Origin of the sequence: Bradyrhizobium sp. SZCCT0153 (assembly GCF_018129995.1) — a bacterium.
In the GTDB taxonomy this organism is placed as follows: domain Bacteria; phylum Pseudomonadota; class Alphaproteobacteria; order Rhizobiales; family Xanthobacteraceae; genus Bradyrhizobium; species Bradyrhizobium japonicum_G.
In genome coordinates this window covers 1,073,921-1,088,672 of the sequence record NZ_JAFCKS010000001.1, presented here as the reverse complement: position 1 = coordinate 1,088,672, position 14,752 = coordinate 1,073,921, and the positions used below count along the sequence as shown (strand labels likewise).

Sequence of the window (14,752 nt, the reverse complement as noted above, 5' to 3'; positions counted from 1 at the left end):
GAACGGGGCGAGGGAAAGAGGCAGCGCCCCCAGAATCTGCTAACACCACCCCATGACCGCACCCGACGCGACCTCGCCCGCCGGCACCGACGCCCCCGCCACCTCCTGGCGCGACAGCCTTGCCGTTTACCTGCAACCGCGGGTGCTGATCGTGCTGTTCCTCGGCTTCTCCTCCGGGCTGCCGCTGGCGCTGTCAGGATCGACGCTCCTGGTGTGGATGCGGGAGGCCGGGGTCGATCTCAAGACCATCGGGCTATTTGCGCTGGTCGGCACGCCCTACACGCTGAAATTCCTGTGGGCGCCGCTGGTGGATGCGGTGCACGTGCCGCTGTTCACCCGCGCTTTCGGGCGGCGGCGCGGCTGGCTGGTGTTCTCGCAACTGCTGCTGATCATCGCGATCCTGCTGCTGGCGCTCACCGACCCCGCAAGCTCGCCGTTCTACGTCGCGCTGGGCGCGCTGCTGGTCGCGACGATGTCGTCAACGCAGGACATCGTGGTCGACGCCTTCCGCGTCGAAAGCCTCCCGGAGAGCGAGCAGGCCGCCGGCATGGCATCATATGTCGCGGCCTATCGCATCGGCATGCTGGTCTCGACCGCGGGCGCGCTGTTTATCGTCTCGGGCTTCGAGAGCACCGGCATTGCCCGCACGTCGGCCTGGATGTGGGGCTATGTGGTGATGGCGACGATGGTGCTGATCGGGACGATCACGGCGCTCGTCGCAACCGAGCCCGGGCAATCGGTGCGGGCGGAAGCTGCGACAAAGGCCGAGACCGCCTTCGTGCGCGTGCTGCACGCCGCGACCGGCGCCTTCTCGGAATTCCTGACGCGCAAGGACGCAATCGCCGCGCTCGCCTTCGTCGTGCTGTTCAAATTTACCGACGCCTTCTCCGGCACCATGACGGCGCCGTTCGTGATCGACCTCGGCTTCTCCCGAAACGACTATGCGGCGATCGTGAAGGGCGTTGGCCTCGCCGCAACACTGATCGGCGGCTTTGCCGGCGGCTTCGTTGCGCGGCGCTATTCGCTTTCGACCAGCCTCTGGATCGGCGGCGTGGTGCAGGCGCTCGCCAACCTCTCGTTCTCCTGGCTCGCATTCGTCGGCACCAGTCAATGGGCGCTCGCTTTCGCCATCACCTGCGAAAATTTCACCAGCGCCATCGGCACCGTGATCTTCGTCGCCTACCTTTCGGCGCTGTGCCAGAACCCGCTGCACACGGCGACACAATACGCGCTGCTCACCGCGCTTGCGGCGGTCGGGCGGACCTATCTTTCATCAGGCGCCGGCTTCGTGGCGGACACGACGGGCTGGCCGCTGTTCTTCATGATCTGCGTGCTGGTGGCGATCCCGAGCCTGGTGCTGCTCGCCTGGCTGCAGAAACGCGGGCATTTCGAGGCGCTGGGGCCGGTGCGGGTGTAGGTCGACGCTTCCACCTTCGTCATTGCGAGCGAAGCGAAGCAATCCAGAGAGCGGAGCGCGCGCTCCTACTGCTTCTTGATCAGGCTCCACTTCGTGATCACGGCCTCGCTCATCTGGCCGGGATCGTTGGCGCAGGCGACCTCGTCGACCTTGACCGAGATCTCCTTGCCGGCGAACGTCTTCAGCTGCGCGGCCTGCGCGTTACCGCTGGGAACGAGCTGGAAGGTCTCGGGCCCGGTCTCGAGATTGCAAAGCCCGTTCGGCGCTGGAAGGCGGCGTGGCTCGGAGGTGATCTGGTACATCGCAATCCGCTTGCCGGCGTTCTTGACGTCGCGCACTTTCATCGCATTCAACTCGCCCGACAGCACATCGCCGGTGTTGATCGGCTTGCCGGGCTTGGACGGCGGCGGCGCCTCGTCGCCCTGCTGCGCGGAGACGGCCGGCGTCACCAGCATCGTCATCATCGCGACCAAAGCCAATCGTGTGGCGAAAAGTTTCGTCATGTCGTCCGTTCCGTCAAGGCTGGATGGCTAGAACAGGGTGCGCTGCCGCATCGCAGCCGATAGCGTACCTTCATCGAGATAATCAAGCTCGCCGCCGACCGGCACGCCATGGGCGAGCCGCGTCACCTTCACGTTGGCGTCCTGAAGCAGGTCGGTGATGTAATGCGCCGTGGTCTGGCCGTCGACGGTGGCATTGAGGGCGAGAATGACCTCATGCACCTGCGCGTCATGTGCGCGCGCGACCAGCGCGTCGATGGTGAGGTCTTGCGGACCGACCCCGTCGAGCGGCGACAATGTCGCGCCCAGCACATGGTAGCGCCCTTGAGTCGCATTTGCCCGCTCCAGCGCCCAGAGATCGGCCACGTCGGCGACGACGACGATGATTGCAGGATCGCGCTTCGGGTCGGTGCAGACGGTGCAGGGATTTTGCGTGTCGATGTTGCCGCAGGTCTTGCAGACCTGAACCTTGTCCAGCGCGACCTGCATGGCCGAGGACAGCGGCATCATCAGCGCCTCGCGCTTCTTGATCAGATGCAGCGCCGCGCGCCGCGCAGAGCGCGGACCGAGGCCAGGCAGCCGTGCCAGGAGCTGGACCAGCCGCTCGATTTCAGGACCTGCAACCGCGCCCATATTACTGGCCGAACAGCCCCGGCGGCAGGCCGAGCCCGCCGGTCAGCGACTGCATCTTCTCTTGCATCGCAGTCTCGGCCTTCCGGCGCGCATCGCCAAGGGCGGTAACGAGCAGGTCTTCCAGAACCTCGCTCTCTTCCGGCTTCATCAGCGAGGGATCGATCTTGACGCCTTTGACGTCCATCTTCGCGGTCATGCGCACTGCGACGAGACCGCCGCCGGAGATGCCCTCGACCTCGACGTTGGCAAGCTGGTCCTGCATCTCCTGCATCTTGGATTGCAGCTGCGCCGCCTGCTTCATCATGCCTAGAAAATCAGCCATGGGTGATTGTCCTCGAAACTGGCTCTAGAGATCGTCGCCGTCGGAACCGTCCGGCGGATCGTCGCTGCCATAGTCGGCGTTTATATTGGATTCCGGGGTCTCGGGCGCAAGCTTTCGGACCTCGACGACCTTGGCTCCGGGGAAACGCGACAGCACCTCCCGTACGCGCGGATCGGCCTCGGCGGTGCGCGCATGTTCCTGCTTCGCAGCCTGGTTCACCGAGCGCAGCGTCGGCTGGCCCTGCTCGTTGGAGACGATCACAGTCCAGCGGCGGCCGGTCCACAGCTCGAATTTTCGCGCGAGCTCGGAGATCATGGTCTTGGAGGCGTTGGGCTCGAGCGCGACTTCCAGCCGGCCCTCCTCGAAACGGACGAGACGCATGTCGCCTTCGAGCGCGCCCTTGGTCATGAGGTCACGCTTCTGCCCGGCGAGCGCGACGAGCTGGGTGAAGCTCGCAATGCGAAGCGCCGGTGCCGCGGCCTGCGGGTCGGCCGCGGGCGCGGCCATCTGTGGGCGGGCGCCACCGCCGAACGAGGACGGCGACGATGTCGGCATGCGAACAGGCGGCGCAGAGGCCACCGGCGCGGCGGGCGCGCTGCGCGCGGCGCTGCCGCCGCTTACGACCGACGCGCCGCCATCGTTCTGCTCCAGCATCCTGATCGCTTCGTCCGGCGTCGGCAGGTCGGCGACATAGGCGATGCGCACCAGCACCATCTCGGCAGCCGCGGCGGGGCGCGTCGCGGCCTGCACCTCGGTGATGCCCTTGAGCAGCATCTGCCACATCCGCGACAGCACGCGCATCGAGATCTTCGACGCGAAATCCCGCGCACGCACGCGCTCGGTCTCGCCATAGGCGACGTTGTCGGCAGTCGCAGGCACGATCTTCACGCGGGTGACGAAGTTGACGAATTCGGCGAGGTCCGAAAGCACGACGATGGGATCGGCCCCGACGTCGTACTGGTCGCGGAACTCCTTGAAGGCGCTCGCGATGTCGCCGCGCGCCAGCGAATCGAAGAGGTCGATGACGCGGGTGCGGTCGGCAAGCCCCAGCATCTGCCTGACCGCATCGGCCTTCACGGCGCCGGCCGCATGCGCAATCGCCTGGTCGAGCAGCGACAGCGAATCGCGCACCGACCCTTCAGCCGCACGCGCGATGATGCCGAGCGCCTCGGGTTCGATCTCGACGTTTTCCTTCGCGGCAATGCTGGCGAGGTGCTTCATCAGCACGTCGGCCTCGACACGGCGGAGATCAAAGCGCTGGCAGCGCGACAGCACGGTGACCGGAACCTTGCGGATCTCGGTCGTGGCGAACACGAACTTGGCGTGCTCCGGCGGTTCCTCCAGCGTCTTCAGGAAGGCGTTGAACGCCGCCGTCGACAGCATGTGGACTTCGTCGATGATGTAGACCTTGTAGCGGGCGCTGGCCGGCGCGTAGCGCACGCTGTCATTGATCTGGCGGACGTCGTCGACACCGGTGTGCGAGGCCGCGTCCATCTCCAGCACGTCCATGTGCCGGCTTTCCATGATTGCCTGGCAATGCACCCCTAGCGTCGGCATGTGGATGGTCGGGCCCTTCACCGAACCATCCGGCATCTCGTAGTTGAGTGCACGGGCCAGGATGCGCGCAGTGGTGGTCTTGCCGACGCCGCGGACGCCGGTGAGAATCCAGGCCTGCGGAATGCGGCCGGTCTCGAATGCATTCGAGACCGTCCGGACCACGGCCTCCTGGCCGATCAGATCGTCAAAGCTCGAAGGGCGGTATTTGCGCGCCAGGACCCGGTAGGGCGTTCCAGCCTGGCCGGCGCTATCGGGATTGGGAGGGGCGCCAGCGTCGGTCATCGGTCGATCCGCAATGAAATGTCTTTCGGCCGGCGTTTGCGGAAAGGAGCGCGCTGGCGGGAAACCCGCCGGCGCAATTCGCTCGGAGAAACAGGTAGGAGACTGACGAGCGACCCGATCCGGACCTCGTTAGGGCTGCTTCCTTCCGGACCTGACCCGGTTGGCGAGTGGCTCGTCCACCGCCAATCTCCCGGTGCCTATTTGGGGCCAAAAGGGCCGGAAAGCAAGCGGGTATCGCCCGCATGGCCGGGGCCTGCCCAGCATCCGGGCAATTCATGATCTGCCCAGCCGACAGGCTGTGCTTTCGCTGCCAAGGCTGCCTTGGTATGAACGCAGCCGGAACCCCATCCAACCAGAAAAGCGATTGATCCCAATGGTTACACGTCGTGATGTTGCATCGATTGTCGGGCTTGGCGCCATTGGCGCGGTGACCGCGGGCGCGCTGGCGTCGCCTGCCGTTGCCCAGGCGGCCGATCCCAACGAATCGACCTTCGCCCGCATCCGCCGCACCAAGAAGATGCGGATCGGCGCCGTCGGCGGCGGCGCGCCCTATTACATGAAGGATCTCGCCAGCGGCCAGTGGAAGGGTTTCTACATCGACATCGCCAAGGGGCTCGCCGACGACATGGAGGCCGAGCTCGAGATCACCGAGACCACTTGGGGCAATTCGGTGCTGGACCTGCAGTCCAACAAGATCGACATCTTCTTCGGCCTGAACCCGACCCCGAAACGCGCGCTGGTGATCGACTTCTCGGTGCCGGTCTTCAACAACGCCTTCGGCATCCTCTGCAAGAAGGACTTCAAGCCGAAGAGCTGGGCCGAGCTGAACTCGCCCGACGTCAAGATCGCCGTCGACCAGGGCTCCTCGCACGACCAGGTCGTCAGCCGCCTGACGCCGAAGGCGCAGATCTCGCGGCTGAAGACCGCGGACGACGCCACCGCAGCTCTGCAGACCGGGCGCGTCGACGCCCAGTGCCTGATCACCATGCTGTCGCTGACCGTGCTGAAGAAGAACCCCTCGCTCGGCCAGTTCGTGCTGCCGACGCCGATCTTCGCCACCACGTCGAACGCCGGCTTCCGCCGCGAGACCGACAAGACCTGGCGCGATTACGTCAATACCTGGATCGACTTCAACAAGGGCCTCGGCTTCATTCGCAATGCGATCATCACCAACATGGAGCTGGTGGGCGTGACCGAGGCGGACATTCCGCCTGGCGTTTCATTGTAAGCGATGAGATCAGGGCTTGCTCGTTCCGCCCCTCTCCCGCTTGCGGGAGAGGGGCGGGGTGAGGGTGTCTCCGCAATCGAGAACCCCTGTGGGAAGAGAGCCCTCACCCGCACCGCATCTTCGATGCGATGCGACCTCTCCCGCAAGCGGGAGAGGTGAAGCAAGAAAGAACACATGTATCAGTGGGACTTCGGCATCCTCTGGAGCTATCGCTGGCTCTTTCTCAACGGGCTCGGCGTCACCGTCGGCTTCACCGTGGTCATCGTCATACTCGGGGTCGTCTTCGGCCTGTTCGGGGCGTTCGGCAGCCTGTCGCGCTTCAAGGCGGTGCGCATGCTCGCGCTCACCTTCATCGAGGCATTCCGCTGCACGCCCATCCTGGTGCAGCTGATCTGGTTCTACTACGCGCTGCCGATCCTCGCCGGCGTCGAGATGACGCCGATCACGGCTTCGGCGCTGGCGCTCTCGCTCTATGGCGGTTCGTTCTATTCGGAGATCATCCGCGGCGGCATCATCTCGATCGACCGCGGCCAGTCGGAGGCCGGCGCCGCGCTCGGCATGACCCCTGGCCAAAGCATGCGGCGCATCGTGCTGCCGCAGGCGATCAAGCGGATGATTCCGGCCCTGATGAATCAGTCGATCATCCAGTTCAAGAACACCTCGCTGGTTTCGGTGCTGGCGGTGCCTGACCTCGTCTACCAGAGCCAGGTCGCCGCCCATGACAGCTACCGGCCTCTGGAAACCTACACCGCGGTCGCCGTCGCCTATGCGGCGATCCTGATTCCCCTGACCATCCTCGTCCGGCGAGGCGAGAAGCGACTGGCGGTCAGCGAATGAGCGAGACGTCAAAGATCGAGATCCGCGGCTTGCGCAAGAGCTTCGGCAGCAACGAGGTCTTGAAGAACATCAATCTCGACGTCGCCAAGGGCGGCGTCGTGGCGCTGATCGGCCCCTCCGGCTCGGGCAAATCGACGCTGCTCCGCTGCATCAATCTGCTGGTCGCGCCCGACGGCGGCAGCGTCCGCGTCGGCGACACGCGCTTTGCATTCGGTGACGGCACGAAGCTGCCCGACGTGAAGACGCTGGCAAAATTCCGCGCCACCACCGGCATGGTGTTCCAGCATTTCAACCTGTTCCCGCACATGACGACGCTCCAGAACGTGATGGAAGGGCCGGTCACGGTGCGGCGCATGACCAGGGCGGATGCCGAAAGGCTCGCACGTGCGCAGCTCGCCAAGGTCGGGCTCGCGGAAAAGGCCGACCAATACCCGGCGACGCTGTCCGGCGGACAGAAGCAGCGTGTCGCGATCGCGCGGGCGCTGGCGATGGAGCCGGACGTGATGCTGTTCGACGAAGCCACCTCGGCACTCGACCCTGAGCTCGTCGGCGAAGTGCTCGCTGTCATCCAGCAGCTGGCGTCGGAGGGTATGACCATGGTGATCGTGACCCACGAAATCGCCTTCGCCCGCGAGGTCGCCGACCGCCTCATCTTCATGCGCGACGGCGTCGTGGTCGAGGAAGGCCCGGCGCGTCAGGTGATCGACAATCCGCAGGAAGCCGCAACGCGGGCGTTCCTCAGCCATTTCCACCGCACCGGCGCATTGCCGCCGGCCAACGCAACACCGTGATGCCCAACATCGATCGTGCCTATCTCGTCACCGGTGCCGCCAGCGGCATCGGCCGCGCCACCGCAAAGCTGCTGGCGGCGCCCGGCACTGCGCTGCTGCTGCACACGCGCTCGAACGCAGAGGGACTCGACGCCACTACGGCGGAGGCCGAAGCGCTAGGCGCTGTGGTGGCAAAATGCCTCGGCGATCTCGCCGAAGAGGCCGCGGCGACTGATGCCATCGCCGCCGCGCAAACGGCCTTCGGCCGGCTTGATGGATTGATTCTGGTCGGCGGCCACGCCCGTCGCGGCAGTGCGATCGGCACGTCCGCGGATCAGTTCCGCCAAGCGATGGACGAATCCGCACTGGCATTCACGCGGTTGGTCGACGCCGCGCTGCCGTTGCTGCGTGCAGGGCGTGACGCGCGGATCGTGGCGGTGTCATCCTTCGTGGCACATGCGATCCGCCCCGAATTCGCGCCTTTCGCGGCGACGGCCGCGAGCCGCTCCGCGCTCGAAGCTCTGGTGCGCTTGACCGCGGTCGAGCTCGCGAGTGAGGGTATCTCCGTCAATGCGGTCGCACCGGGTCTCATCGTCAAGGACAAGCCGAGCGAGAGCCGGCTGTCGCCCGAACAGATCGCAGCGACCGAGGCGCTGATCCCGATGCGCCGCCGCGGGCGGCCGGACGAGGTGGCCGAAATCATCGCCTTCCTCGCATCGCCAAAAGCATCCTACGTCACCGGCCAAGTCTGGCACGTCAATGGAGGCCTGACATGACAGAAGTAACCGTCGCACGTCTCAGGCTGTTCCTGATCGAGAGCCCGATCAAGATGGCGCGCCTCCAGGGCGTCGGCAACGTCAAGGGCACGGTAAAGCGCGTGCTGATCGAGCTCACGGCCAGCGACGGCGTGATCGGCTGGGGCGAAGCGGCGCCGTGGGAGGTGTTCACGGGAACACCGGAAGCCGCGTTCTCCGCGCTCGACATTTATTTGCGCCCGATCGTGCTCGGCAAACCCGTGCGCCGTATCCGCGCGCTGATGGCCGAACTCGACCGCGCGCTGGTCGGGCATGCCGAGGCCAAGGTCGCGATCGAGATGGCGCTGCTCGACATCGTCGGCAAGTCGTCCGGACTTTCGGTCGCCGACCTGCTCGGCGGCCGCGTGCGTGACACGATCCCGCTGTCGTTCTCGATCGCCGATCCCGATTTCGCTGCCGATCTGGAGCGGATGAGGAAAATGGTTCCGGATGGCAATGTCATCTACAAGGTCAAGACCGGCGTGAAGCCGCATCGCGAGGATCTCGACCATCTCGAGGCGATCCGAAAGGAGTTCGGCGACAAGGTCGATCTTCGCGTCGACTACAACCAGGCGCTCGCGCCGTTCGGTGCCATCAAGATTTTGCGAGATGTCGAAGAATTCGCGCCGACCTTCATCGAGCAGCCGGTGCCGCGCAAATATCTCGATGTCATGGCACAGCTCGCCGCGGCGCTGGAAACACCCGTGCTTGCCGACGAAAGCTGTTTTGATCGCCGCGACATGATGGAGGTGGTGCGCCGGGAGGCGGCCGATGCCGTCTCGATCAAGCTGATGAAGGCCGGCGGCCTGTTCGAGGCGCAGGCGATCATGGCCATCGCCGACATTGCCGGCCTGCCCGGCTATGGCGGCACGCTGTGGGAGGGCGGCATTGGGCTCGCCGCCGGCACGCAGCTGATTGCGGCAACGCCCGGCATCTCGCTGGGCTGCGAATTCTACATGCCGCATCACGTGCTCACGGAGGACGTGCTGGAAGAGCGCGTCGCCAATCGCGGCGGCCACGTCGTGGTGCCCGACGGCCCCGGCCTCGGCATCAGCGTCAGCGAGGCCTCGATCCGTGCCAATGCACGGGTGCTGGCGGAGGCGTAAAAGGCCGCCACGAATTCGCTGTCGTCCCGTCGAAGGCCAGGACGACAACGGTGCATGCGGCCCCTGCGGAGCCTCATCCTTCCCCAATCAAACTCGGTATCGTATGGTCGGGCCAAACAAGCCCGATCGCGTCGGGCAAGCTGGAAACCCATATGTCCGATCCCGCCTGGTCGCTCCACTCCCGCCTGAAAGAGGACACCATCGACATCGGCGACTTGCCGCTGTCGAAGGTGCTGGTCATCAAGGACGCGCATTATCCCTGGCTGCTGCTGGTGCCGCGGCGCGCGGACGCTGTCGAGATCATCGATCTCGACGAGGTGCAGCAGGCGCAGTTGATGACGGAGATCTCCCGCGTCTCGCGCGCGCTGAAGGAGATCACCAAATGCGACAAGCTCAACATCGCAGCGCTCGGCAACCTCGTGCCGCAGCTTCACGTCCACATCATCGCGCGCCGCACCAGTGACGCCGCCTGGCCGCGACCGGTCTGGGGTGTAATGCAGCCCTTGGCGCATGACGCCACCGAGGTGCAGAATTTCATCAGCGCGCTTCGCCGCAAGATCTGGTTGGGTTGAAAGAACAAGAATGTCAGCATTCGACTCGTTTCCGCTGGGACAGCCGGCCTTCGTCACCAACATCCTCGACCGCGCCGCGCATCTGCGCCGCGACGATGAAAAGCTGTTCGCGATGGAGCAGAAGCCCTCCTCGCGCGCCTACGTCGTCTACCGAGACTCGCTGCTGGTGAAGCGCGAGGGCGAAGGCGCGCGCGCGCTGCTGTCGATCGACGAGGCGCTGAAATGCGGCGCCAATCCCGGCACGGTCTTCCTGGGGCTGCGCGACGGCGCCGCGATGTTCGGGATGGGCCTGTCGCAGGCCGCCGCCGAGAAGCTGATCGGCCGCGACGATTACACCGTCACCGAGCTGCGCGGCATGGCGATGCAGGGCGCGATTCCGCCCGATGAGCTCTCGGCGATCGCAATGGCGAAGTCGATGGTGAGCTGGCACCAGCGCCACGGCTATTGCGCCAATTGCGGCACCCGCAGCGCGATGAAGGAAGGCGGCTGGAAGCGCGAATGTCCGAGCTGCAAGGCCGAGCATTTTCCACGCACCGATCCGGTCGTGATCATGCACGTTTCCTCCGGCGACAAATGCCTGCTCGGCCGTCAGAAGCAGTTTCCGCCCGGCATGTATTCCTGCCTTGCCGGCTTCGTCGAAGCCGCCGAGACAATCGAGGACGCGGTGCGTCGGGAAATCCTCGAGGAATCCGGGATCCGCTGCACCGACGTGCAATATTACATGACCCAGCCCTGGCCCTATCCGTCGTCGCTGATGATCGGTTGCAGCGCGCGGGCGCTGAACGAGGATGTCATCGTCGATCATTCCGAACTGGAGGATGCGCGCTGGTTCACGCGCGAGGAGGCCGCCCTGATGCTGAAACGGACGCATCCTGACGGACTCGCCGGCCCGCATCCGTTCGCAATTGCCCATCACCTGCTCGGCCGTTGGGTGCAGGACGGAAGCGGCGCTTGAGTTGAGGCGGTCGATGGCTGCATCAGGGATTGCACCGCGCATCCTCTGCATCGGCATTCCCGTGCGCGACCTCACCTTTCGTGTCGAGGCCGTGCCCGCGCGTGGCAGCAAGGCGAATGCGACCCATCTCGCGGAGATCTGCGGCGGCAATGCCCTCAATGCCGCGATCGCAATCGCCCGGCTTGGTGGACGTGTCACGTTCACCGGGCCGATGGGCGATCCCGGCGAGACGTCGAGCAGCTTCATTCTCGAAAGGATGGCCGCCGAAGGTATCGAAACCGCGCATATCGTGCGCATGCCGCGGTTGACGACGCCGGTCTCGGCAATCTTGATTGACCCTTCCGGCGAGCGAACGCTCACCATCTTTCGCGATCCCGGTCTGTGGAGCGTGAAGCTGCCTGACGCCGACGTACTGCTGACCGACTGCACGGCGGTTCTGGTCGAAAGCCGCTGCGCCGCGTTCGCGACCTCCCTCTGCAACGAGGCGCGACGGCGCGGCATTCCGGTCATCGTCGGCGTCGACCGAGCGATGACACGGACTGACGACCTCCTCAGGGCGGCCTCGCATCTGCTGTTCGCCAGCGAACAGGTGCGGGAGACTGCCGGCGTCGCCGACGACGGCAAGGCCTTGAAGCGCCTGGCCGGGCTGACGCCGGCCTTCCTGGCCGCCACGCGCGGCCCGCGCGGCACGATCTGGCTGAACGAGGCGGGTGAGTTCGAAGAGACGACGGCCTTTCCGGTCGAGGCCATCGACACGCTCGGCGCTGGCGACGTCTTCCATGGCGCCTTCACGCTTCGCCTTGCCGAAGGCGGCGACACGCGGGAGGCGCTGCGATTCGCCGCGGCAGCGGCGGCGCTGAAATGCACCCGCCATGGCGGCGGTCTGGCCGCCCCGCAACGCACTGAAGTTGAAGGACTTTTGCAACCGCTTTCCGAACGCAAGCCCCTGGGACCACCGAGATAATAGACTTGATATAGAAGAATTTTCTCTATATGAGGAAAAGCAGCCGTCAAAATGGAACAAAGTTCTTCAAATGACTGATCTTGCTGTCCAGCTCCCCGAGACCAGCCGCCGCCTCGACGCCATCGACCGCAAGATTCTGATGGTGCTCCAGGACGATGCCTCCCTGTCCGTCGCCGAGATCGGCGATCGCGTCGGCCTGTCCTCGACCCCCTGCTGGAAGCGGATCCAGCGCCTGGAGGCCGACGGCGTCATCCTAAAGCGGGTGGCGCTGGTCGACCAGAACAAGATCGGGCTCGGCATCTCCGTGTTCGTCTCGGTCGAGAGCTCCGATCATTCCGACGCCTGGCTCAAGAAGTTCGCCGAGGCCGTCAGCGCGATGCCCGAGGTGATGGAGTTCTACCGCATGGCCGGCGACGTCGACTACATGCTGCGCGTCGTGGTCGCGGACATGCAGGCCTATGACGTGTTCTACAAGAAGCTGATCAGCGCCGTGCCGCTGAAGAACGTCACCTCGCGCTTTGCGATGGAAAAGATCAAGTCGGTCACCGCGCTGCCGATCCCGGCAGTGGTCGCCGCCTGACACTCACGCCGGTTGAAACACCGGCAGCTTGACGTTGACGCGCGTGCCCCCGCCCGGGGCCGCGCCGATCTCGATGGTTCCGCCATGGGCCTCGACCAGGCTGCGTACCACGGCCAGACCAAGCCCGGCGCCGCCGGTCGCGCGGTTGCGCGACTTCTCCAGCCGATGGAACGGCTCCAGCACGGTCTGTCGCTCGCTGGCGGGGATACCCGGCCCCTCGTCGTCGATCGACACCACAATCGCCCCATCCTTCAAGGCCGTCCGCACGTGCGCGACACGGCCGTAGGCGAGCGCGTTGTTGACGACATTGGCAAAGATCCGCCGCAGCGCCAGCCGGTCGCCGAGCACGACGCTCGTCTGCGCGCGCTCGTCCGAGACCAGATCGACCGCTGCGCCGTGGACACGCCGGTCGTGCACTTCCGCAGCAATCAAGGCGGCAAGCTCGATCATCTCCTGTGACAGACCTCCGGCGCCCGCACGCGTCGACAGCAGCGCGTCGTCGAGCAGGCGGATCATGTCGTCGATATCGGCAACCGCCCGCTGGCGCTCGGCATCATCGGGAATATGCTCGACCCGCAACCGCAATCTTGTTGCGAACGTCCTGACATCGTGGGCGATGCCGCCAACCAGTGTCATGCGCGCACGCAGCATTTCAGCGAGCCGACCTTGCAAGCGGTTGAACGCGGCAATAACGGCACGGATCTCCGGCGCGCTGCGCTTTGCGTCCGGAAGCGGCGGTGGATCGGTCGACAGGTCGACGCGATCGACCGCCGCGGCGAGTTGCGCCAGCGGCCGCGTCTCGCGCTGCATCACGAGCAGCGCCAGCAGTGCCACAATCGATCCGAACAGGCCCGCGCCGAAGCCGACGGGCAACCCGAGCGGTGTGACCGGCAGACGGGTATAGGCATCGATGATCAGCATCTCGCCGCTGCGCAGGCCGATACGGAACTCGATCGCATTGGCCATCAGCCGCGCGATCCGCGGAAACACCCGGCTCATGCGACGATCGGGCGGCGACACAATCTCGACCGGACGGCCCGCAAGGCCGGCCGCATAGGTCTCGCGCAATTGTTGTTGCTGTGGCGGCGTCTCGCCGCTGACCGGCACGGCCGACGGCACGATCCGCACCATGAATTGCGGAGACGACACCGCGTCGAGCACGGCCTGCCGCGTATCGGAGGTGGCGCGCTCGACGAGCGTCGCGAGCGCATCGAGTCGCGCTGGCGAGGGCCGTGTCAGCTCGTTCTCGTGGACCGTGGTCCGGTAGAAAATCGCCACCACGACCGTGACCACCACCGAAAATCCGATCAGTCCGATCAGGGCGAGCCGCGCGGCGAGCGTCACGCGCAGCATCACGACACCTGCTTGACGGTGGCAGTGAACAGATAGCCGCCGTTGCGTACCGTCGTGATCAGATTGGAGCCCGGACTTGCGCCGTCGAGCTTCTTGCGCAGCCGCGAGATCAGCATGTCCACGGTACGATCGAACGGCTCCGCCGAGCGTCCGCGAGTCCAGTCGAGGATCTGATCGCGAGTGAGCACGCGGCGCGGACGCTGCACGAAACAGCCGAGCAGGTCGAATTCCGCACTGGTCAGCTGCGGGGCCGCGGCGTCCGTCTCGATCATCTCGACGCTGCGTGCACCGAGATCGACCACGAAGCGGTCGAACGCAAAGCGGCGGATCAGGGGTTTTGCCGCCGTGCCGTTGGAACGACGAAGGATGGCGCGAATCCGCGCCAGCAATTCGCGCGGCCCGAACGGCTTTGCGAGATAGTCGTCCGCCCCCATCTCGAGGCCGACCACACGGTCGATCTCCTCGCTCTTGGCCGTCAGCATCAGGATCGGAATCTGGTCGTCGGCACGCAGCCTGCGGCAGATCGACAGACCGTCCTCGCCGGGGAGCATCAAGTCGAGGATCACGAGATCTGGGCGTAGGCGCTGAAGCATCGCGTCCATGGCCTTGCTGTCGCCGACGCAAGCAACCTCGAACCCCTCGCGCCGCATGAAATCGGCGACGAGGCGGCTGATCTCGGGATCGTCCTCCACCATGAGGATCGTGGCCGGATGCGCGTTCATCGCCGCATTCTGGCTTACCGCGCGGCCCGCGCAAGGCTGCGGGCACCATTGTTACACAACGTTACACACGCCGGACAAAGCCATAACAAACGTTTCGCCCGGGCCACGCGGCGCTGACGCAGCATGCTCAGTCTCCTTGCATGGCTCCCGCTCACGGCAG

General features: G+C 65.5%; 16 protein-coding genes and 1 other RNA gene. 10 read left to right on the top strand and 7 right to left on the bottom strand.

The genetic code is table 11. From position 1 onward, the window contains the following. Positions 1-52 precede the first annotated feature (52 nt). Complete coding sequence (locus JQ572_RS05335; protein ID WP_211381900.1) at positions 53-1,417, top strand: AmpG family muropeptide MFS transporter; 1,365 nt, start codon at positions 53-55, stop codon at positions 1,415-1,417. A gap of 65 nt (positions 1,418-1,482) precedes the next feature. On the opposite strand, the gene JQ572_RS05330 is transcribed toward JQ572_RS05335, so the two are convergent. From JQ572_RS05330 to ffs, 5 genes are all read right to left on the bottom strand, one after another. Next, positions 1,483-1,920, bottom strand: coding sequence for a hypothetical protein (locus JQ572_RS05330; protein WP_211381899.1), 438 nt, complete (start codon positions 1,918-1,920; stop codon positions 1,483-1,485). A 27-nt stretch (positions 1,921-1,947) separates the two neighbouring features. After that, complete coding sequence (recR, locus tag JQ572_RS05325) at positions 1,948-2,550, bottom strand: recombination mediator RecR (protein WP_211381898.1); 603 nt, start codon at positions 2,548-2,550, stop codon at positions 1,948-1,950. Position 2,551: 1 nt separating this feature from the next. Then, positions 2,552-2,872 (bottom strand): YbaB/EbfC family nucleoid-associated protein, encoded by a 321-nt coding sequence (locus tag JQ572_RS05320; protein WP_211381897.1) that lies wholly within the window; start codon positions 2,870-2,872, stop codon positions 2,552-2,554. Positions 2,873-2,896: 24 nt separating this feature from the next. Beyond that, a complete protein-coding gene (locus tag JQ572_RS05315; RefSeq protein ID WP_211381896.1) occupies positions 2,897-4,711 on the bottom strand; it encodes a DNA polymerase III subunit gamma/tau in 1,815 nt (604 codons plus the stop codon). Positions 4,712-4,805: 94 nt separating this feature from the next. After that, positions 4,806-4,902, bottom strand: an RNA gene (gene ffs, locus JQ572_RS05310) — signal recognition particle sRNA small type. Positions 4,903-5,084: 182 nt separating this feature from the next. Between ffs and JQ572_RS05305 the strand changes: the two genes are divergently transcribed. The 9 genes from JQ572_RS05305 (at position 5,085) to JQ572_RS05265 (ending at position 12,517) form a co-directional block, all read left to right on the top strand. After that, complete coding sequence (locus JQ572_RS05305; protein ID WP_211381895.1) at positions 5,085-5,939, top strand: transporter substrate-binding domain-containing protein; 855 nt, start codon at positions 5,085-5,087, stop codon at positions 5,937-5,939. A gap of 174 nt (positions 5,940-6,113) precedes the next feature. Continuing rightward, complete coding sequence (locus JQ572_RS05300) at positions 6,114-6,776, top strand: amino acid ABC transporter permease (RefSeq protein ID WP_211381894.1); 663 nt, start codon at positions 6,114-6,116, stop codon at positions 6,774-6,776. Then, a complete protein-coding gene (locus JQ572_RS05295) occupies positions 6,773-7,567 on the top strand; it encodes an amino acid ABC transporter ATP-binding protein (RefSeq protein ID WP_211381893.1) in 795 nt (264 codons plus the stop codon). The genes JQ572_RS05300 and JQ572_RS05295 overlap by 4 nt, the downstream gene beginning before the upstream one ends. Next, complete coding sequence (locus JQ572_RS05290; RefSeq protein WP_211381892.1) at positions 7,567-8,322, top strand: SDR family NAD(P)-dependent oxidoreductase; 756 nt, start codon at positions 7,567-7,569, stop codon at positions 8,320-8,322. The genes JQ572_RS05295 and JQ572_RS05290 overlap by 1 nt, the downstream gene beginning before the upstream one ends. Then, positions 8,319-9,446 (top strand): muconate cycloisomerase family protein, encoded by a 1,128-nt coding sequence (locus JQ572_RS05285; protein ID WP_211381891.1) that lies wholly within the window; start codon positions 8,319-8,321, stop codon positions 9,444-9,446. The genes JQ572_RS05290 and JQ572_RS05285 overlap by 4 nt, the downstream gene beginning before the upstream one ends. 152 nt (positions 9,447-9,598) lie before the next feature. Beyond that, positions 9,599-10,018, top strand: a complete 420-nt coding sequence (locus JQ572_RS05280; protein ID WP_211381890.1) for an HIT domain-containing protein — start codon at positions 9,599-9,601, stop codon at positions 10,016-10,018. 10 nt (positions 10,019-10,028) lie between these two features. Beyond that, positions 10,029-10,973, top strand: coding sequence for an NAD(+) diphosphatase (gene nudC, locus JQ572_RS05275; RefSeq protein ID WP_211381889.1), 945 nt, complete (start codon positions 10,029-10,031; stop codon positions 10,971-10,973). A 13-nt stretch (positions 10,974-10,986) separates the two neighbouring features. Further along, positions 10,987-11,937 (top strand): sugar kinase, encoded by a 951-nt coding sequence (locus tag JQ572_RS05270; RefSeq protein ID WP_211381888.1) that lies wholly within the window; start codon positions 10,987-10,989, stop codon positions 11,935-11,937. Positions 11,938-12,007: 70 nt separating this feature from the next. Next, the gene (locus tag JQ572_RS05265; protein ID WP_166068044.1) at positions 12,008-12,517 is read left to right on the top strand and encodes an Lrp/AsnC family transcriptional regulator; all 510 of its coding nucleotides are present in this window, start codon (positions 12,008-12,010) and stop codon (positions 12,515-12,517) included. A gap of 3 nt (positions 12,518-12,520) precedes the next feature. Here JQ572_RS05265 and JQ572_RS05260 read toward each other — a convergent pair whose 3' ends face one another. Beyond that, complete coding sequence (locus JQ572_RS05260; RefSeq protein WP_211381887.1) at positions 12,521-13,870, bottom strand: sensor histidine kinase; 1,350 nt, start codon at positions 13,868-13,870, stop codon at positions 12,521-12,523. Beyond that, complete coding sequence (locus JQ572_RS05255) at positions 13,870-14,592, bottom strand: response regulator (protein ID WP_211381886.1); 723 nt, start codon at positions 14,590-14,592, stop codon at positions 13,870-13,872. The genes JQ572_RS05260 and JQ572_RS05255 overlap by 1 nt, the downstream gene beginning before the upstream one ends. Between the last annotated feature and the right edge of the window lie 160 nt (positions 14,593-14,752).

Excerpts from the sequence above, each read along its gene's own strand:
- JQ572_RS05335 (WP_211381900.1), top strand. The coding sequence starts at position 53 with ATGACCGCACCCGACGCGACCTCGCCCGCCGGCACCGACGCCCCCGCC.
- JQ572_RS05330 (WP_211381899.1), bottom strand. The coding sequence starts at position 1,920 with ATGACGAAACTTTTCGCCACACGATTGGCTTTGGTCGCGATGATGACG.
- JQ572_RS05320 (WP_211381897.1), bottom strand. The coding sequence starts at position 2,872 with ATGGCTGATTTTCTAGGCATGATGAAGCAGGCGGCGCAGCTGCAATCC.
- JQ572_RS05290 (WP_211381892.1), top strand. The coding sequence starts at position 7,567 with ATGCCCAACATCGATCGTGCCTATCTCGTCACCGGTGCCGCCAGCGGC.
- JQ572_RS05295 (WP_211381893.1), top strand. The coding sequence starts at position 6,773 with ATGAGCGAGACGTCAAAGATCGAGATCCGCGGCTTGCGCAAGAGCTTC.
- JQ572_RS05270 (WP_211381888.1), top strand. The coding sequence starts at position 10,987 with ATGGCTGCATCAGGGATTGCACCGCGCATCCTCTGCATCGGCATTCCC.
- JQ572_RS05280 (WP_211381890.1), top strand. The coding sequence starts at position 9,599 with ATGTCCGATCCCGCCTGGTCGCTCCACTCCCGCCTGAAAGAGGACACC.
- JQ572_RS05255 (WP_211381886.1), bottom strand. The coding sequence starts at position 14,592 with ATGAACGCGCATCCGGCCACGATCCTCATGGTGGAGGACGATCCCGAG.
- JQ572_RS05285 (WP_211381891.1), top strand. The coding sequence starts at position 8,319 with ATGACAGAAGTAACCGTCGCACGTCTCAGGCTGTTCCTGATCGAGAGC.
- JQ572_RS05315 (WP_211381896.1), bottom strand. The coding sequence starts at position 4,711 with ATGACCGACGCTGGCGCCCCTCCCAATCCCGATAGCGCCGGCCAGGCT.
- nudC (WP_211381889.1), top strand. The coding sequence starts at position 10,029 with ATGTCAGCATTCGACTCGTTTCCGCTGGGACAGCCGGCCTTCGTCACC.
- recR (WP_211381898.1), bottom strand. The coding sequence starts at position 2,550 with ATGGGCGCGGTTGCAGGTCCTGAAATCGAGCGGCTGGTCCAGCTCCTG.
- JQ572_RS05305 (WP_211381895.1), top strand. The coding sequence starts at position 5,085 with ATGGTTACACGTCGTGATGTTGCATCGATTGTCGGGCTTGGCGCCATT.
- JQ572_RS05260 (WP_211381887.1), bottom strand. The coding sequence starts at position 13,870 with ATGCTGCGCGTGACGCTCGCCGCGCGGCTCGCCCTGATCGGACTGATC.
- JQ572_RS05265 (WP_166068044.1), top strand. The coding sequence starts at position 12,008 with ATGACTGATCTTGCTGTCCAGCTCCCCGAGACCAGCCGCCGCCTCGAC.
- JQ572_RS05300 (WP_211381894.1), top strand. The coding sequence starts at position 6,114 with ATGTATCAGTGGGACTTCGGCATCCTCTGGAGCTATCGCTGGCTCTTT.